The sequence below is a fragment of the Bacillus cereus group sp. BfR-BA-01331 genome (genome assembly GCF_022663915.1).
Classification (GTDB): domain Bacteria; phylum Bacillota; class Bacilli; order Bacillales; family Bacillaceae_G; genus Bacillus_A; species Bacillus_A mycoides.
The window spans coordinates 1-13,642 of sequence record NZ_JAKUGJ010000048.1 but is presented as its reverse complement, the minus strand read 5'-3'; the positions used below and the strand labels follow the sequence as shown (position 1 = coordinate 13,642).

Below are 13,642 nucleotides of genomic sequence, written 5' to 3'. Positions count from 1 at the left end.
TCTATATGAAAATGTTGGATTTGTTTTCTTTAATATTACAATTTCAATATTATGATATATACGGTTTTATGTCAATCATTTCTAAAAAAAATCTGTTTTTTTCTATTTAAAAGTACGTATCCTACAAATCGAAAAACCTTCAAAAACGTTGTCATATCAAGGTTTTTAAGCTATTAAATATCCCGTAAATATGATATACTATATGTAACGTAACTGAATATTTTAGGGTGGTCGGTTGCTATCCTTTCTCTTTCATTTTATGGAGAAAGGAGGTGACACTATGGACATTCTTTTCACTATAGCAATTGAAATTTTGAAAGTTATTGCTAGGGAAGTCGCTGTATTTTTTGCAAAACGAGTAGGAAAATACCTATCAACGTCTTGGAAGAGAATACAAAAAAAGCGACGAAAAACGAAAAGAACCACCCACCTTGCGGTAGCAGTTACATAAGGCGAGATGTTGACGCATCTCGTCTTTATTAGTTTATGCAAAAACTATATTTGTAATACTTCTACACATATTATAACATCAACCATGGTACATGTCATGCGGATTCATCTACTATAGTGATAAGATTTAAAAAATCGTGATTAAAATGAAATGAACTTTGTCCCTGTCTCAAAATACTTTGCAGGAGCATAGCTTTTCCCATTCCGATCCTGAAATTCACTGCCAATGCACAGAGATACAATCATTGCGACAACCCCAATGAAAATTGCACGTCTCACACGTTGTTTTTTCTTTTTATCCACTTTAAATTCCCCTTTCTACGAAAAAAAGGCACATCCCAATTAAGGGATGTGCCTTTGGTTTGTCCATTCAGCTACTAGTTTAAGATGGATATATTATTCTGTTGATTCAACTTATTATACAATAATACTTAACTAATTTCTATTCTTCATATAGTACCAGTCTGACAAGTCAGTGATAATATGTTCCTTTCCTGCCCAGTTCCAGCCTGGTGTTTGTACAGGGGAAAAGAGTGACAAGTACATCTCTATCTAGAAAATTATTATACACCGCACCTTAGATTTCCACTTCATTTGTTATACTTGAGCTACTCCCCTTATATTGAATTATATGGATAATTTAATAGGATGTGGATTATTTAGGGTACGAAATCAGTATATATATGAAAAATAATAGGATTAGCAAAAATTCAAATAAACAAAATGGCTTTATGCCTCAATGAAAGTAATCAGATTATTAGTTAAATCATAGTTACTTTAAAGCTAAAAAATCTTAATCACGTATTATTCAATTTTTATTGATTAATACGGCATGCGCTTCTATTATTGAGTTAGGTGGAAATTTTAGCCATGAATACAGCATTAAATGTATGATTATGGTCTAGTCTTTGATATATCTGTGTTTTGACTAGTTTTTAAATGATAGCATAGATGTATATTCCATCAGTTGATATCTAATATAGGAGTGTGTGTTTAATGAGTTCTTACTTTAAAACTGCTAGTCCAAATATTGTTGATAATGAGTTTTTAAGAGAGCCGCAAATTGAGGCTTATGAAAGATTAAGAGAGCATTTTATTGAACGTGATAGTAAGGAGCACGCTCTAATTATTTTGCCAACAGGAACTGGTAAGACAGGATTAATGGGTATTGCACCTTACGACATTTCAAATGGAAGAGTTTTAATCATAACTCCACAAACAGTTATTAGAGATTCGGTTTTAGGATCTTTAGACCCGTTATATCCTAAAAACTTTTGGCTATTTACAAGGGTGTTTGACAGTTATTCTGAATTACCCACTGTAATTGAATATGAAAAATCTTTAACTGATGAAGTGATACATAGTTCAGATATAGTCATTTTAAACATTCATAAGTTACAGGAACGACTAGACTCCTCTCTTATAAAACGTGTGAAACCTGATTTCTTTGATTTTATCATTATTGATGAGGCTCATCATTCAGAGGCTACTACTTGGAAAAGAGCCCTTACATACTTTAATAATGCGAAAGTGTTAAAAGTAACAGGCACTCCTTTTAGAAGCGATGGAAAGATAATTGAGGGTAAAGAAGTATACACCTACGGTTTAGGTAAAGCAATGGCAAAAGGTTATGTAAAAAGCTTAGAAAAAATTGATTACATCCCTGGAAAAGTTTATCTAACTCTTGACAAAAACTCCGATGAGCTCTATACAATTGACCAGATTAGAGAAATGGGCTTGAAGGATGAGGATTGGATTAGAAGATCCGTTGCACTTTCCACTGAGAGTAATCTAAGTATTATTGATCAATCAATAAAATTTTTAAGTGAAAAGAAAGAGAAAACTAGTAATCCTCACAAAATTATTGCCGTTGCATGTAGTATATGGCATGCAGAACAACTAAAGGAGCTGTATGAGGCAAAAGGTTATAGTTCTTCAATTGTTCATAGTGAATTAGAAAAACACGAAAGAGAGCTTGAATTTGCTAAAATTAATTCTAACAAAGTAGATGTGGTAATTAATGTCGCTATGCTCGGTGAAGGATATGACCATAAATTCTTATCAATCGCAGCATTATTTAGACCATACAAAACATTATTACCTTATGCTCAATTTATTGGTAGGGTTCTACGTTCTATATCTGAAGATGATGTAAACGGAAATCTTTCAGAAGAGGACAATATTGCCGTTGCTATTCATCATAAAGAACTAGGATTAGATGAACTCTGGGACTACTACAAAAAAGAAATAAAAAAACGAGATATTATTAAGAGAATAAGAACTGATTATCCAATCGAGCCAACAGATAGATCTTCAAAGGATGTTAGCTTTGGTTCTGTATCAGAATCGGAAGATTATACAACTGTTAAGGATGCTTTTATCGAGAGTGAATTATTAAAAGTAAGGAAACAAAAAATTGAAGAAGAACAAGAAAAAATCAAAAATCTACAAGCTTTATTAGAGGTAACAGAAGAGAAAGCAAGAATTCTTTACCAACAGAGTCTAAAATCACAAGACAAAGAGCGGTATCTCAGACCTGATTTATACTTAAAGAAAAAGAAAGCTGAAATTGATCAATTAGTAAGAGAAGATGTAATACCACAGTTGTTAGTTGACTTTAATTTGGAGCTTCAGGGTAATGAGTTGCCGGCAGGTAGATATATCCTCCCTAAAAAATACCAGTTCATTTACGGTAGGGCGAAGGATAATGGCTCTTTACTAGGACAGTATTTTAATCTATCATTAAAACATCACATTGGTGAAGGTAGGGACGGTTGGAAAATAGATGATTATGACCGTGCCATTGCACATGTCCAAGAGTTGGAAGCTCATTTGCGTAATGTTTTAGAAAATAGATGACAAGAGGTGTTACCTATGTTAGAAACAATTGAACGTCTTTATGACGAGATACACGGACCAAAATTAACACCATATGAATTGATAGAGAATGTAAAACTTCCCAATTATACCTCGGTAGATTTTAGTAAAGATAGCGAAAATAATATTATCGCTTATACTAAATGTCTACTAGAGGATGGAAGTAATGCAATTTTCACGTATGTATTCAACAAGGAAAATAAGTTAATGAGTTTAAAATGTGTGGTTCGTGGAAGTGAAGAAGAAGTTTACAATCGAAAAATAGAAATTGAAAAATTTTATTTATTAGCTTCACAGTCACTTCAACCTTCTTTAAAAGCTATTTAATAATAAAAAAGAAGCCCAATTTTGCAGTGATCCCTGTAAAGTAGACAGGATTTAAAAAGCGCAACTAAGCAACCTGAGTTCTATATTTATATGGACTCAGGTTATCTAATTTCTTTTCAAATCTTTGATGATTATAAAAATGTATATATTTGCGCAAAGCAAATTTAACCTCATCTGCTTTGCGGAAGGAATATAAATGAAAGCATTCTGTCTTAAAGTGACTGAAGAAGTTTTCCATACAAGCATTATCCCAACAGTTACCTCGTCGAGACATACTTGCCTTCATCTGATATTTTTCAAGTAATTGATTATATTGACGAGATGTATATTGAGACCCTTGATCACTATGTAAGAGGATTCCCGTTACATTTCGTTTTTTCTTTGCCTTTTTAAGTGTATCTAACACAAGCTTTAAGTCGTTTCTACGACTGGTTTCATAGGCAACAATTTCATTGTTGTACAAATCCTTAATAGCTGATAAGTACAGGCGTTGTCCATTGAAGATCAAGTAGGTTATATCCGTTACCCATTTCTCATTTGGTTTTGAAGCTTGAAAGTCTCTATTTAGATGGTTATCTGAAATCACATATGCCTCTTTTTTTCCTAATTACGGCTTTGATGCATAATTCATTCATCAATCTTTGTATGCGCTTATGATTCAAATGAAGGTTATAGGTGACTTTCAGCCACACTTGCACTCTTCTATATCCATAAATTCCTCTTAGTTTTTTATGACACTCCAATATCTTTTTCTTGATTTTAGCGTCTTCTAGTTGTTTTTCAGAAGGCACTAAGTGCCGCTTTGTCCACTTATGATACCCACTTCTAGTTACACCAGCGATGGCACATAATAGGGTAACCGTATACCCCTTTTCTAACATCTCAAGTATAGCTTGCATACCTCCTTTTACATCCCTAAGAGCTTTTTTAACATTTCATTCTCGGCTTCTAATCGTTTAATCTTAGCTTCTGGATCTTCTGGTTTTGTTCTTGGTCTTCCTATACCTGGCCCTTTCGCTTTTCCACGCTTTTCTTCTAGTCCTTTGATACCTTCAGCTTCAAAGTATTTCACCCAACGACTTACAACCGAGTGATGAATACCTAATTCTTTCGCAATGGTTTTATAGCTCATGCCTTCTTTTAAGTATAAATCTATAGCTTTTTCTTAAATTCTACATCGTAAGTGACTCTAATTTTTCCCATAGAAAAATCCCCTCCATAGTAAACAGGTTAATGTGCTTTCTTTTTCTTGTCTACTATAAGGGGATCATATCATTTTTATGGGCTTCTTTTTTATTATTAAATTTCTTATTAATATAACGGTAGTCTTAATTGATTAACCACACTACATATTATATATGAATATCGGCAAGTACATCTCTATCTACAAAATCATCATACGCTACACCTTTGATTTCCACTTGGTTTGTCATACTTGAACTACCCCCACTTTCACTTCTAAATGAAGTGAAAGTGGCGATTCCTAAGTAAAGGGTTCTATCGAACTCTAATTTATTAGGCTATCTCCGCAGTCCCTGCGGTTAGAAGCCTTATCGCTTCATTCTTTAGATTGATACTTGCGTTAATATCCCTATCATGATGTGTACAACAAGAAGGGCAGTCCCATTTACGTAAGTTTAGATTTTTAACATCTTTGTTTTGATATCCACAACAAGAGCATAATTGGCTGGAAGCAAATGTTTTCGATACGACAATGACTTGTTTTCCGTACCATTTTGCTTTATATTCCAACATGGTTCGAAACTGTGACCATGATACCTCACTAATTGCTTTTGCTAGCTTATGATTCTTTAACATATTTGATACTTGCAAATCTTCTATACCAATAACATCGTGGCTTTTGATGATTTCAGTTGAGATTTTGTCCAAGTAATCTTTTCTAGCGTTTGTCATGTATTCATAAATTCTAGCCATCTTTACTCGTTGTTTATTCCAGCGAAAAGATCCTTTCGTTCTTCTAGAAAGAACACGCTGTGCTTTTGCTAACTTCTCTTCCAATGATCGAAAAAACTTCGGATTTTTATAGGTTGTTCCATCTGACAAAATGGCGAAATTTTTTAGCCCTACATCTATTCCAATGTAAGATTGTGTTTTCGGAAGTTCTTTCACTTCTGTTTCAACTAACAATGACACAAAGTATCTGCCAGAAGGGTTCCGTCTAACCGTAGCATTTAAAATACGTCCATTTACTTCACGACTTTTGGCAAATCGAACAAGACCTAGTTTCGGCAACTTTATTTTGTTTCCTACAACGGCTATATTTTCATTTGTTTGTTTTGTGGTGTAGGATTGTACATTGTTCTTCTTAGATTTGAAACGTGGGGCGCTGTTTTGTTTTTTGAAAAAACGTGTATAAGCATCCGCAAGGTTGCGAACAGACGACTGAATCGCAATACTATCCACTTCTTTTAGCCAAACAAACTCTTTCTTCATGGAAGGAAGTTTGGCAGAGCATGTACCATATGTCAAACCTCTTCCTGTTTCTTTGTATGCGTGATCCCATAGAGATAGGAAATGATTGAATACAAAGCGAGAACAACCAATAGTTTTGTTGATTAGAGTTGCTTGTGCTTGATTTGGATAGATACGAAACTTAAATGCTTTATTAACTATCATTCATTTCACCTCCACTTCGAAATGTATCTATCATACAACGAACGTACATTCTATAGATTTTAAAATGATAATGACAAATTGTTCAGTAACACTTTACATATTCCAAACAATTAATATTGCTTCCTGCCATCCCATGTCCGAAGCTAATTCATCTATCCCTCCTCACCGGAGTGTGCGTCTTCACGTTCCTTAAGGAAGGAATCTTATTGACTAAAACAACAGAATCATTATAACTTAACAAAACGATTAATTAACACATTCGTAATTTCAGCTCTATATGGTAAATATTACCATATAGAGCTGGGCTTGTAAAGTATTTATATTTATATATATATTTATTTTTAAATATTTTTTTCTAGTAAAAAAACTACACTTTTTAGCATAGTTTTCTTACTAGATTTAAATTATGTCCGCTCTATTCACAAAAGAATACTATTCCTGAAATTCACTTCCAATATACAAAGATCCAATCATTTGGACAACACCAATAAAAATCGCACGTCTCATACGCTGTTTTTTCTTTTTATCCATTTCAAATCCCCCTTTCTACGAAAAAAAGGCACCTCCCATTAAGGGATGTGCCTTTGGTTTGCCCATTCAGCTACTAGTTTAAGCTAGATATATTATTTGTCGATTCAACTTATTATACAATACTACTTAACTAATTTCTATTCTTCATATAGTACCAGTCTGACAAATCAGTGATAATATGTTCTTTTCCAACCCAGTTCCAACCTGGTGTTTGTACAGGGAATGGAAGATCTACAAGTACATCTCTATCTACAAAATCATCATACGCTACCCCCTTAACTTCCACTTCGTTTGTCAAACATAAACTCATTTCATTAATTCCCGCTGGGGTTGTTTCAACAGTAAAAGTATATTTACCATCTTTCTTTTTCAATGGCGAGTACCATTTGCGTCCCCCATCAATCATCTTTTCCTGCCCATCCCAATATAGAGAATTAGTAGGTCTTTTACTATCAAATACATGACCTGTTATTTCAGATAAATACATATTTTTAGGTAGGAATTTGGATGCCAGTCCAGTATTAGAAACACGCTCCAAATCTTGTGTAATTTTTAATCCTTCATCGGCAAAAGGATATTGTGCCGTTGCTTCTGTAAATACACCAGGGTAATTTGCATTCCAATCATTTTTGTATTTTCCGTTTACTTCATAAGTGAATCCATATCCACTATGAAGCTTAGAAGGTACTAGATTATCAATACTTCCACTTAATGTTTCATAATACATTTCTCCAACTGTATCATCTTTAGAAACACGCTCACTAACTGTTTCTACCACACCTTTTACGCTAGTTACACCACACATCCCTTTTTCATGTGACGGTGCATAGATAGCTGTTTTAATAGGATTATTTTTGTATGTGGTTTCTTCTATATCTATACGATTACCAGCAGGGTTAATTTCCGCTTGAATTGTTCCTTTCCCTTTATGCTGCCAGTCAAGGTTCAAAGTTTTCTTTTCTCCCTCAGTTAATCTTACCTTTTGTAATGATACTTGTTGTCCGTTATGCTTTAGCACGACTACTGTTTCAGGATTTGCATATTTCGCTTCTAGTACATCTAACTTTTTAATTTTATTCTTCTCTTTTTCTAGTTTTTGTCTTGCTGTATCTAGCCTACTTGCAGCATCATCTAATCTATTTTCTTCCCAAGAGCAGTCTCTATCAATATAGTAGTCATGGCCTTCTTCGTCTTTCTCATGAATTGGATTACTACGACAATAACTTAAACTAGACTGTGCACTGTCTCTACCTGATTCAGCACTATATACTTCTTGTTGAGATTTATTAATATTATTATTTACCTTTATTCTATATTGGTCACGCTCTGATTTAAAATTATCACGTGATACATCTATTCTTGTTTTTATATTCTTTCCTTCTCTTGCTGTTTCTCCTTCAATTCTGTCAGCAGAGAAATCGATTTTATATTTAAAATCATCTTCATCACCTGAATCTGGATTAGGTGTTACTTCAGTACCACAGTTACCATCTATAGTGAAATCAACGGTTTTCTCGTTTGATTCCCTCTGAACAGCATCAAGAACTTTTAATTTCGCAGTAAAACGACCACACATTTGTGGCTGCCACTTTAGTTCTTCTGACTTAAATTGCCCTGCATCACCTTCATTTGGTTTTTGATTATCTTTTTGCGGAGTTGAACGCAGATAATTTTCTTGATGATGCACGGTTTCGCCATCTTTTGTAATATCTAGCATCCACTTCACTCGATTACGTTCACCGGCTGCCGCTTGATATGGATTTACTGTTGTCCCATTTGGATCTCTATCATTGTATCCCTTATTCTTACTTACATATTCGAAACCGTTAAATGTAAATTTCACTGGTACATCTTTTTTCCCACTAGACGCTTTAAAATCTTTTAGTTCAGGCTTACTAGTTCGTACATACCATAAGTTATAATTATTAACCCCACTTACTCCACCAGCTCCCGCATATCCACCAGAAAGATATGCAATATCACGAATCCAATAGAATAACCCATATCTTGAACCTTTTGTATTTACAATTTGATGTGATTTTAAATTTTCTAAAACAAACTCTGAATTCCCCCAATATTTATTAGCGATAACCGCCGCATCAATCCGTTCTTTCTCAGTTATCATCCTATCCCCAACAATAACCAATGGATTGATATAACCTTCATTAGAAATTCGTACATACGGTTCACTTGAATCGGCATTTTGAACTAAATTTTCCCATGGATTCTCCCAATTAAAAGCCCCATTATATACAGCCGGATAATGCAAATCAGATAAATACATTAAGCGCTCAGCTTCATATCCCTTTCCTGGACGTAAGTATTTCCCCTCCATTTGCAATTGTCCAGATAAAAGATAAGTATCCCCTTTCCCATCGAAGAAGGGAATATCATTATTCTTAGCATCTACCGAAATAGGGAGTGTCAACAGTAGTGATGTACAAGCAAAGAGTATTTTCTTTTTAATTTTCATGAATATTCCTCCTGAATATAAAAAAGGACACACCCGTACCATTGGCTGGTACGTAAGGTGTGTCCTTTACGTAATTTTAAAATCCGTATATTAAACTATATATTGATTCTAGCAAATTTTATTTCTCTTTACAATTACTTTATTTACTTTCTACTTGAATATACATCATTTTATCAGCAGTTGAATGCCCAATACGAACTTTATGGTTTTGAGTAGTGTAATTATTAATCACTTGAGCATCTACTGTCTCTTGGATTTCTTTATCTAAATTTAATTCAGGATTTATGAAAGTAACCCATTTCTTAGTTAATTCGACTGTTGCTTTATTATTATATAAGAAGACGATTTCAAAATTATTTTTATCTGTTGCATCAACATAGAATTGTGCTCCAATTGAACCTGCTGGTAAATACATATCTTTATCAATGAGTTTAACGTACACTCCAACATCGCTATACTTTAAATTAGTATTATATTTTTGATTGATAGAGCTAACAATATCTTGTCCCTCTTTGGTTACTAGTTTTTGAACAGTAACGTTATTGTTAAAAGCTTCTTGATTAAATTCCATATCCTTAGTTGCTAAATTTTCATTTAACCCTACTGGCAATTTAATTTCTGGCTTTACTTCTGGTTTTTCCTCTGGTTTCGTTTCAGGTTTTGGGTCTGGCTTCACTTCTGGTTTTTCCTCTGGCTTCGTTTCAGGTTTTGGATCTGGCTTCACTTCTGGCTTTTCCTCTGGTTTTGTTTCAGGTTTTGGGTCTGGCTTCACTTCTGGCTTTTCCTCTGGTTTTGTTTCAGGTTTCGGGTCTGGCTTCACTTCTGGCTTTTCCTCTGGTTTTGTTTCAGGTTTCGGGTCTGGCTTCACTTCTGGTTTTGTTTCTTTTTCGATTACATTAATAGAGTTATATAAGAACTGGCTATATTGTTCACGGGTTACATGTGTATATGGTGAATACATCTTACCTCCTGTACCAATAGTAACGCCATTTTCTTCTAATGCACTAATTGCTTTTAATGCCCATGAGTTTTTATCAATATCAGTAAACGATGTTGTCTTAGTAGCTTTGAATTTGAAAGCATTTGTAAGTACTTGTGCCATTTGTTCACGAGTTAAAATATCATCTGGACCATATTTCCCATCACCAAATCCATTAACAATTCCTGCTTTAGCAAGTGCTAAGATTTCTTTTTCAAACAAATGTCCTTTAATATCAGTAAATGGATTTTTGAAGCTAGCATCTGCATCCACTGGTTTTACGTACATATAAATCATACGAGCAACTTGCCCACGAGTGACATTATCACCAAAACCAAAGATATTATTTCCGTACCCTTGCACCACTTTACGATTTGTTAAATCATAAATTGCTTTCGTAGACCAGTGATCTGCTGGAACATCATTAAATTTTAATGAATCTGTGTTATCAGCCTTAGCAGTAAATGCTCCTGCTCCTAATAGTGATGTACCCATAATTGTTAGTGCTGTTGCTGTTTTTAAAAATTTGTTAGCCATTGTTTGTTCCTCCGAATATATTAGTTTTTTTATAGATTCTCTTATTGTACCTAAATTAAACATAAAATCTAGATGTTTTAACATATTAATTATTTGATTAACGTTTTTTTATAACCGCTGTTCTATATGGAAAATATTACCATATAAAAATAGGCTTGTAAAGTATTTATATATATTTATTTTTAAATATATTTTTCTAGCAAAAAAACTACACTTTTCTCAGCATAGTTTTCTTACCAGATTCATATTATGTCTGCTCTATTCACGAAAGAATACTTTTCCTACTCCTTCACGATTGCTCCAAATTGGCGCTTTTACTCCGTCAACACCAATCAATTTAAATATATAAAACTGATGCTCCGATTTAATCTTAAAATAAAGAGGTTGGTTACGATCTACTCGTCCTTTTGTAAATTCATATTTCCATCCATCCATATTATCTGCCTTCATCTTTTTCTCAATATCAGGGATTAAATCTACATTTTCCCCATTATAACTATATTGAAATCCGCCTGTTCTTTCAGCTAACTCTATCGTATTAGAAGCAAAATTATGCGCTTTGACCAATTGAATACCATATAGTACGCCTTCCGGGATTAAAGAGATAAAGAATAGAAAAAGAGTTAATAATAGAGCTGTTGTTACGGTATTTTGCATACTGGTTCACTCCTTACAGTTCTTGGCCCTATTATTTTATGTTTCCTCCAGGTTGTTTTTTATCAGAGGTAGACTCAAAAATATAGATGTTTCGTGCTTTACTTTTAATTGTTCCTTTGTTTTCATCAAATTGTTTTAGATAGCTCTTTGCATCCACATTTCCCTCAACTGCAATCATTGCTGGCTTGTCCTGGATAACATGAACAGAAAAATCACGCTTTGACGCAGGGTCTTTGAATGCCGCATTCTGCTTGTACGCTTGCTCGAACTCTTTCTTTGCTAGTTCTGGATCAATGGCTATTTCTTCCTGAGCACGTAAAGTACCGACTTTTACTGATTTATATAAGGCAGTATTGTTCCCTTTCTTTAATGCAGCCTTATTGTCAGTATGTGTTGTATCCCCAATCACCATATCTGTTACAAAGAAAAGACAGCCTATGAATAAAAGTAGCGCACCTGCAGCTATTATAAATTTTTGCATTTTTTATCATCCCTTCTTAATTTTCGGTCTTTCGGAAACGAAATCCACTTAATATAGAACTTTTCTTCTGGTTCAGCAATTCATTTGGTAGTAATAACTCTGCTATCTTCTTCATTATTCCTTCTAACTCTCTATAATAGTTACGACTTGATAGTAACGTACTACTATTCAACTGTGCTTCAAATACATCCTCAATCCCATAAGGTGGTATAGCTGCTAATAACTTCTGTCCTAAACATTCTTCCACTACCTCGTGTTTTAACAATGATGATGAAAATTTATTCCCAATTACTTTTGTTTTCTCTAATGCTAAGTAGGAAACTAACTTTCTTTCTTTTTGCGTAAGTGGGTGTGCTATCTTTAACATTTGATGAAGATCTGGCTCCGCTACAAAGAATATGTAATCAGCCATTTCGCATATCTCATGGTATAAATCTTTGTCCCAATCATTCCCTGCATCAATAATAGAAATAGGTGCTTCTTGGTTCCCCAATAAGACCTTAATAAAATGGTCAAAGTCCTGCTCTGTTTCATTTTTTAATTCTTGGTCCACAATCGGATTCTTTACGATAAAGTTTATCTTTCCTTGCTTCCACTTTGGAATCGATAATATATCGGATTCCTTCTGTAACATCTCTTTATAGCGCTGTAACATGAACTCGCTGCGATAATTTTCTGGTGCTTCTGTGTAGCCCTTTAATAGTGGATACGTGTATCCCTCATCGTATAGATTCTCTATATAGTTCACATCAATCTGTAGTTCATTCAAATAGGCAGCTAGGAGATGTGAAACAAAAGTAGCTCCACTTCTCCTATTCATACTGGCCACAACAATTGTTTTCCTTGGAATTGCTATACCTATTTGCTTCTCATATACAGGCTCAAATGATAATTTATATTGTTTTTTAATAATTGGTGCTTTTACCGTTTCCTCTTGGACAGACTTACGTTTTTGTTTGTTTTTAAATATTTTTGACTTAGAGGAAGGTTCATCATTGCTTTCTTCTTCCTCATCACTTGGCACTTCCTCTTCTTCCTCAGCAGGCACGTCCGGCAATTTCGTTTGTTTCGGAGCCTGGCTTGTTCCTACAATTTCAGCTACATTCTTAATATCCGACTCCTGTAGCAGTTGCGGGATAACTTTATTATCAATATCAATTTTACGAGAGTTGAAAATGTCATAGATACCTAGATAGATTAGTTTCGCCAAAAACTCATCATCATTTTCACGTTCTGTAAATACTACAATACGAATATCCCGATTAAAGCGTATATCTCTTAATTTCTGTAAGATAATTAATTCTCGTTTATCTTCCTGTCCCGCATCAATATTTAAACGCTTGTCATTAATACATAGAATATTGGGTTGTTCCGTATCTAGAATTTCATCTAGATATTTTATGTGCATCACATCACTATCAGCCACTTCAAATCCCGCACCAACAAAATCTTCTCGTAAATATGCCGTATATACAGTATCACTGATGGCTAATACAATTTTTTTGACCATGGTAGACCTCCTTTAACTTTTAGCGTTGGATTAAAATCATGTTTTCAATTGGAATTTGCGCCTGTTGATGAATCTTCCCAAAAATCTCATTTAGAATATACTCCACTTCAACTTGTTCCAATGGTCGTGGTGCCTCAAAATCAGAATTAAGTTTTATTCGTATTTCCAGTCGATCTTGAATTT

12 protein-coding genes and 1 pseudogene are annotated in these 13,642 nt (G+C 34.1%); 3 read left to right on the top strand and 10 right to left on the bottom strand.

The genetic code is table 11. The annotated features are described in order from the left end of the window. The first annotated feature begins 280 nt into the window (after positions 1-280). On the top strand, positions 281-451 hold the full coding sequence (locus MR155_RS29640) for a hypothetical protein (RefSeq protein WP_242311921.1): 171 nt from the start codon (positions 281-283) through the stop codon (positions 449-451). 140 nt (positions 452-591) lie between these two features. Here MR155_RS29640 and MR155_RS29635 read toward each other — a convergent pair whose 3' ends face one another. Beyond that, positions 592-753 (bottom strand): hypothetical protein, encoded by a 162-nt coding sequence (locus tag MR155_RS29635; protein ID WP_046956947.1) that lies wholly within the window; start codon positions 751-753, stop codon positions 592-594. A gap of 693 nt (positions 754-1,446) precedes the next feature. Between MR155_RS29635 and MR155_RS29630 the strand changes: the two genes are divergently transcribed. Both MR155_RS29630 and MR155_RS29625 read left to right on the top strand, forming a co-directional pair. Beyond that, a complete protein-coding gene (locus MR155_RS29630; protein ID WP_242311920.1) occupies positions 1,447-3,309 on the top strand; it encodes a DEAD/DEAH box helicase in 1,863 nt (620 codons plus the stop codon). A 15-nt stretch (positions 3,310-3,324) separates the two neighbouring features. Continuing rightward, the gene (locus MR155_RS29625) at positions 3,325-3,654 is read left to right on the top strand and encodes a hypothetical protein (protein ID WP_242311919.1); all 330 of its coding nucleotides are present in this window, start codon (positions 3,325-3,327) and stop codon (positions 3,652-3,654) included. A 64-nt stretch (positions 3,655-3,718) separates the two neighbouring features. On the opposite strand, the gene MR155_RS29620 is transcribed toward MR155_RS29625, so the two are convergent. The 9 genes and pseudogenes from MR155_RS29620 to MR155_RS29580 form a co-directional block, all read right to left on the bottom strand. Continuing rightward, positions 3,719-4,240, bottom strand: a complete 522-nt coding sequence (locus tag MR155_RS29620) for an IS3 family transposase (RefSeq protein WP_242311918.1) — start codon at positions 4,238-4,240, stop codon at positions 3,719-3,721. Next, a complete protein-coding gene (locus MR155_RS29615; protein WP_242311917.1) occupies positions 4,227-4,553 on the bottom strand; it encodes an IS3 family transposase in 327 nt (108 codons plus the stop codon). Before MR155_RS29615 ends, MR155_RS29620 begins: the two co-directional genes overlap by 14 nt. Before the next feature lie 8 nt (positions 4,554-4,561). Continuing rightward, positions 4,562-4,857, bottom strand: a pseudogene (locus MR155_RS29610) (transposase). A gap of 312 nt (positions 4,858-5,169) precedes the next feature. Beyond that, positions 5,170-6,291, bottom strand: a complete 1,122-nt coding sequence (tnpB, locus tag MR155_RS29605) for an IS200/IS605 family element RNA-guided endonuclease TnpB (RefSeq protein WP_242311916.1) — start codon at positions 6,289-6,291, stop codon at positions 5,170-5,172. A 661-nt stretch (positions 6,292-6,952) separates the two neighbouring features. Beyond that, positions 6,953-9,295: a hypothetical protein gene (locus MR155_RS29600; RefSeq protein WP_242311915.1), complete on the bottom strand. Its 2,343-nt coding sequence runs from the start codon at positions 9,293-9,295 to the stop codon at positions 6,953-6,955. A 139-nt stretch (positions 9,296-9,434) separates the two neighbouring features. Beyond that, entirely contained in the window at positions 9,435-10,874 is a 1,440-nt protein-coding gene (locus MR155_RS29595) for an S-layer homology domain-containing protein (protein ID WP_242311914.1), read from the bottom strand. A gap of 195 nt (positions 10,875-11,069) precedes the next feature. Then, a complete protein-coding gene (locus MR155_RS29590; RefSeq protein WP_002166817.1) occupies positions 11,070-11,468 on the bottom strand; it encodes a DUF4320 family protein in 399 nt (132 codons plus the stop codon). Between the two features lie 31 nt (positions 11,469-11,499). Continuing rightward, positions 11,500-11,949, bottom strand: coding sequence for a hypothetical protein (locus MR155_RS29585; RefSeq protein WP_242311912.1), 450 nt, complete (start codon positions 11,947-11,949; stop codon positions 11,500-11,502). A 16-nt stretch (positions 11,950-11,965) separates the two neighbouring features. Beyond that, positions 11,966-13,459 (bottom strand): CpaE/TadZ family protein, encoded by a 1,494-nt coding sequence (locus MR155_RS29580; RefSeq protein ID WP_242311910.1) that lies wholly within the window; start codon positions 13,457-13,459, stop codon positions 11,966-11,968. Positions 13,460-13,642: the final 183 nt, after the last annotated feature.

Coding starts and splice junctions, on each gene's coding strand:
- MR155_RS29640 (WP_242311921.1), top strand. CDS start 281: ATGGACATTCTTTTCACTATAGCAATTGAAATTTTGAAAGTTATTGCT.
- MR155_RS29630 (WP_242311920.1), top strand. CDS start 1,447: ATGAGTTCTTACTTTAAAACTGCTAGTCCAAATATTGTTGATAATGAG.
- MR155_RS29625 (WP_242311919.1), top strand. CDS start 3,325: ATGTTAGAAACAATTGAACGTCTTTATGACGAGATACACGGACCAAAA.
- MR155_RS29615 (WP_242311917.1), bottom strand. CDS start 4,553: ATGCAAGCTATACTTGAGATGTTAGAAAAGGGGTATACGGTTACCCTA.
- tnpB (WP_242311916.1), bottom strand. CDS start 6,291: ATGATAGTTAATAAAGCATTTAAGTTTCGTATCTATCCAAATCAAGCA.
- MR155_RS29600 (WP_242311915.1), bottom strand. CDS start 9,295: ATGAAAATTAAAAAGAAAATACTCTTTGCTTGTACATCACTACTGTTG.
- MR155_RS29595 (WP_242311914.1), bottom strand. CDS start 10,874: ATGTTTAATTTAGGTACAATAAGAGAATCTATAAAAAAACTAATATAT.
- MR155_RS29590 (WP_002166817.1), bottom strand. CDS start 11,468: ATGCAAAATACCGTAACAACAGCTCTATTATTAACTCTTTTTCTATTC.
- MR155_RS29585 (WP_242311912.1), bottom strand. CDS start 11,949: ATGCAAAAATTTATAATAGCTGCAGGTGCGCTACTTTTATTCATAGGC.
- MR155_RS29580 (WP_242311910.1), bottom strand. CDS start 13,459: ATGGTCAAAAAAATTGTATTAGCCATCAGTGATACTGTATATACGGCA.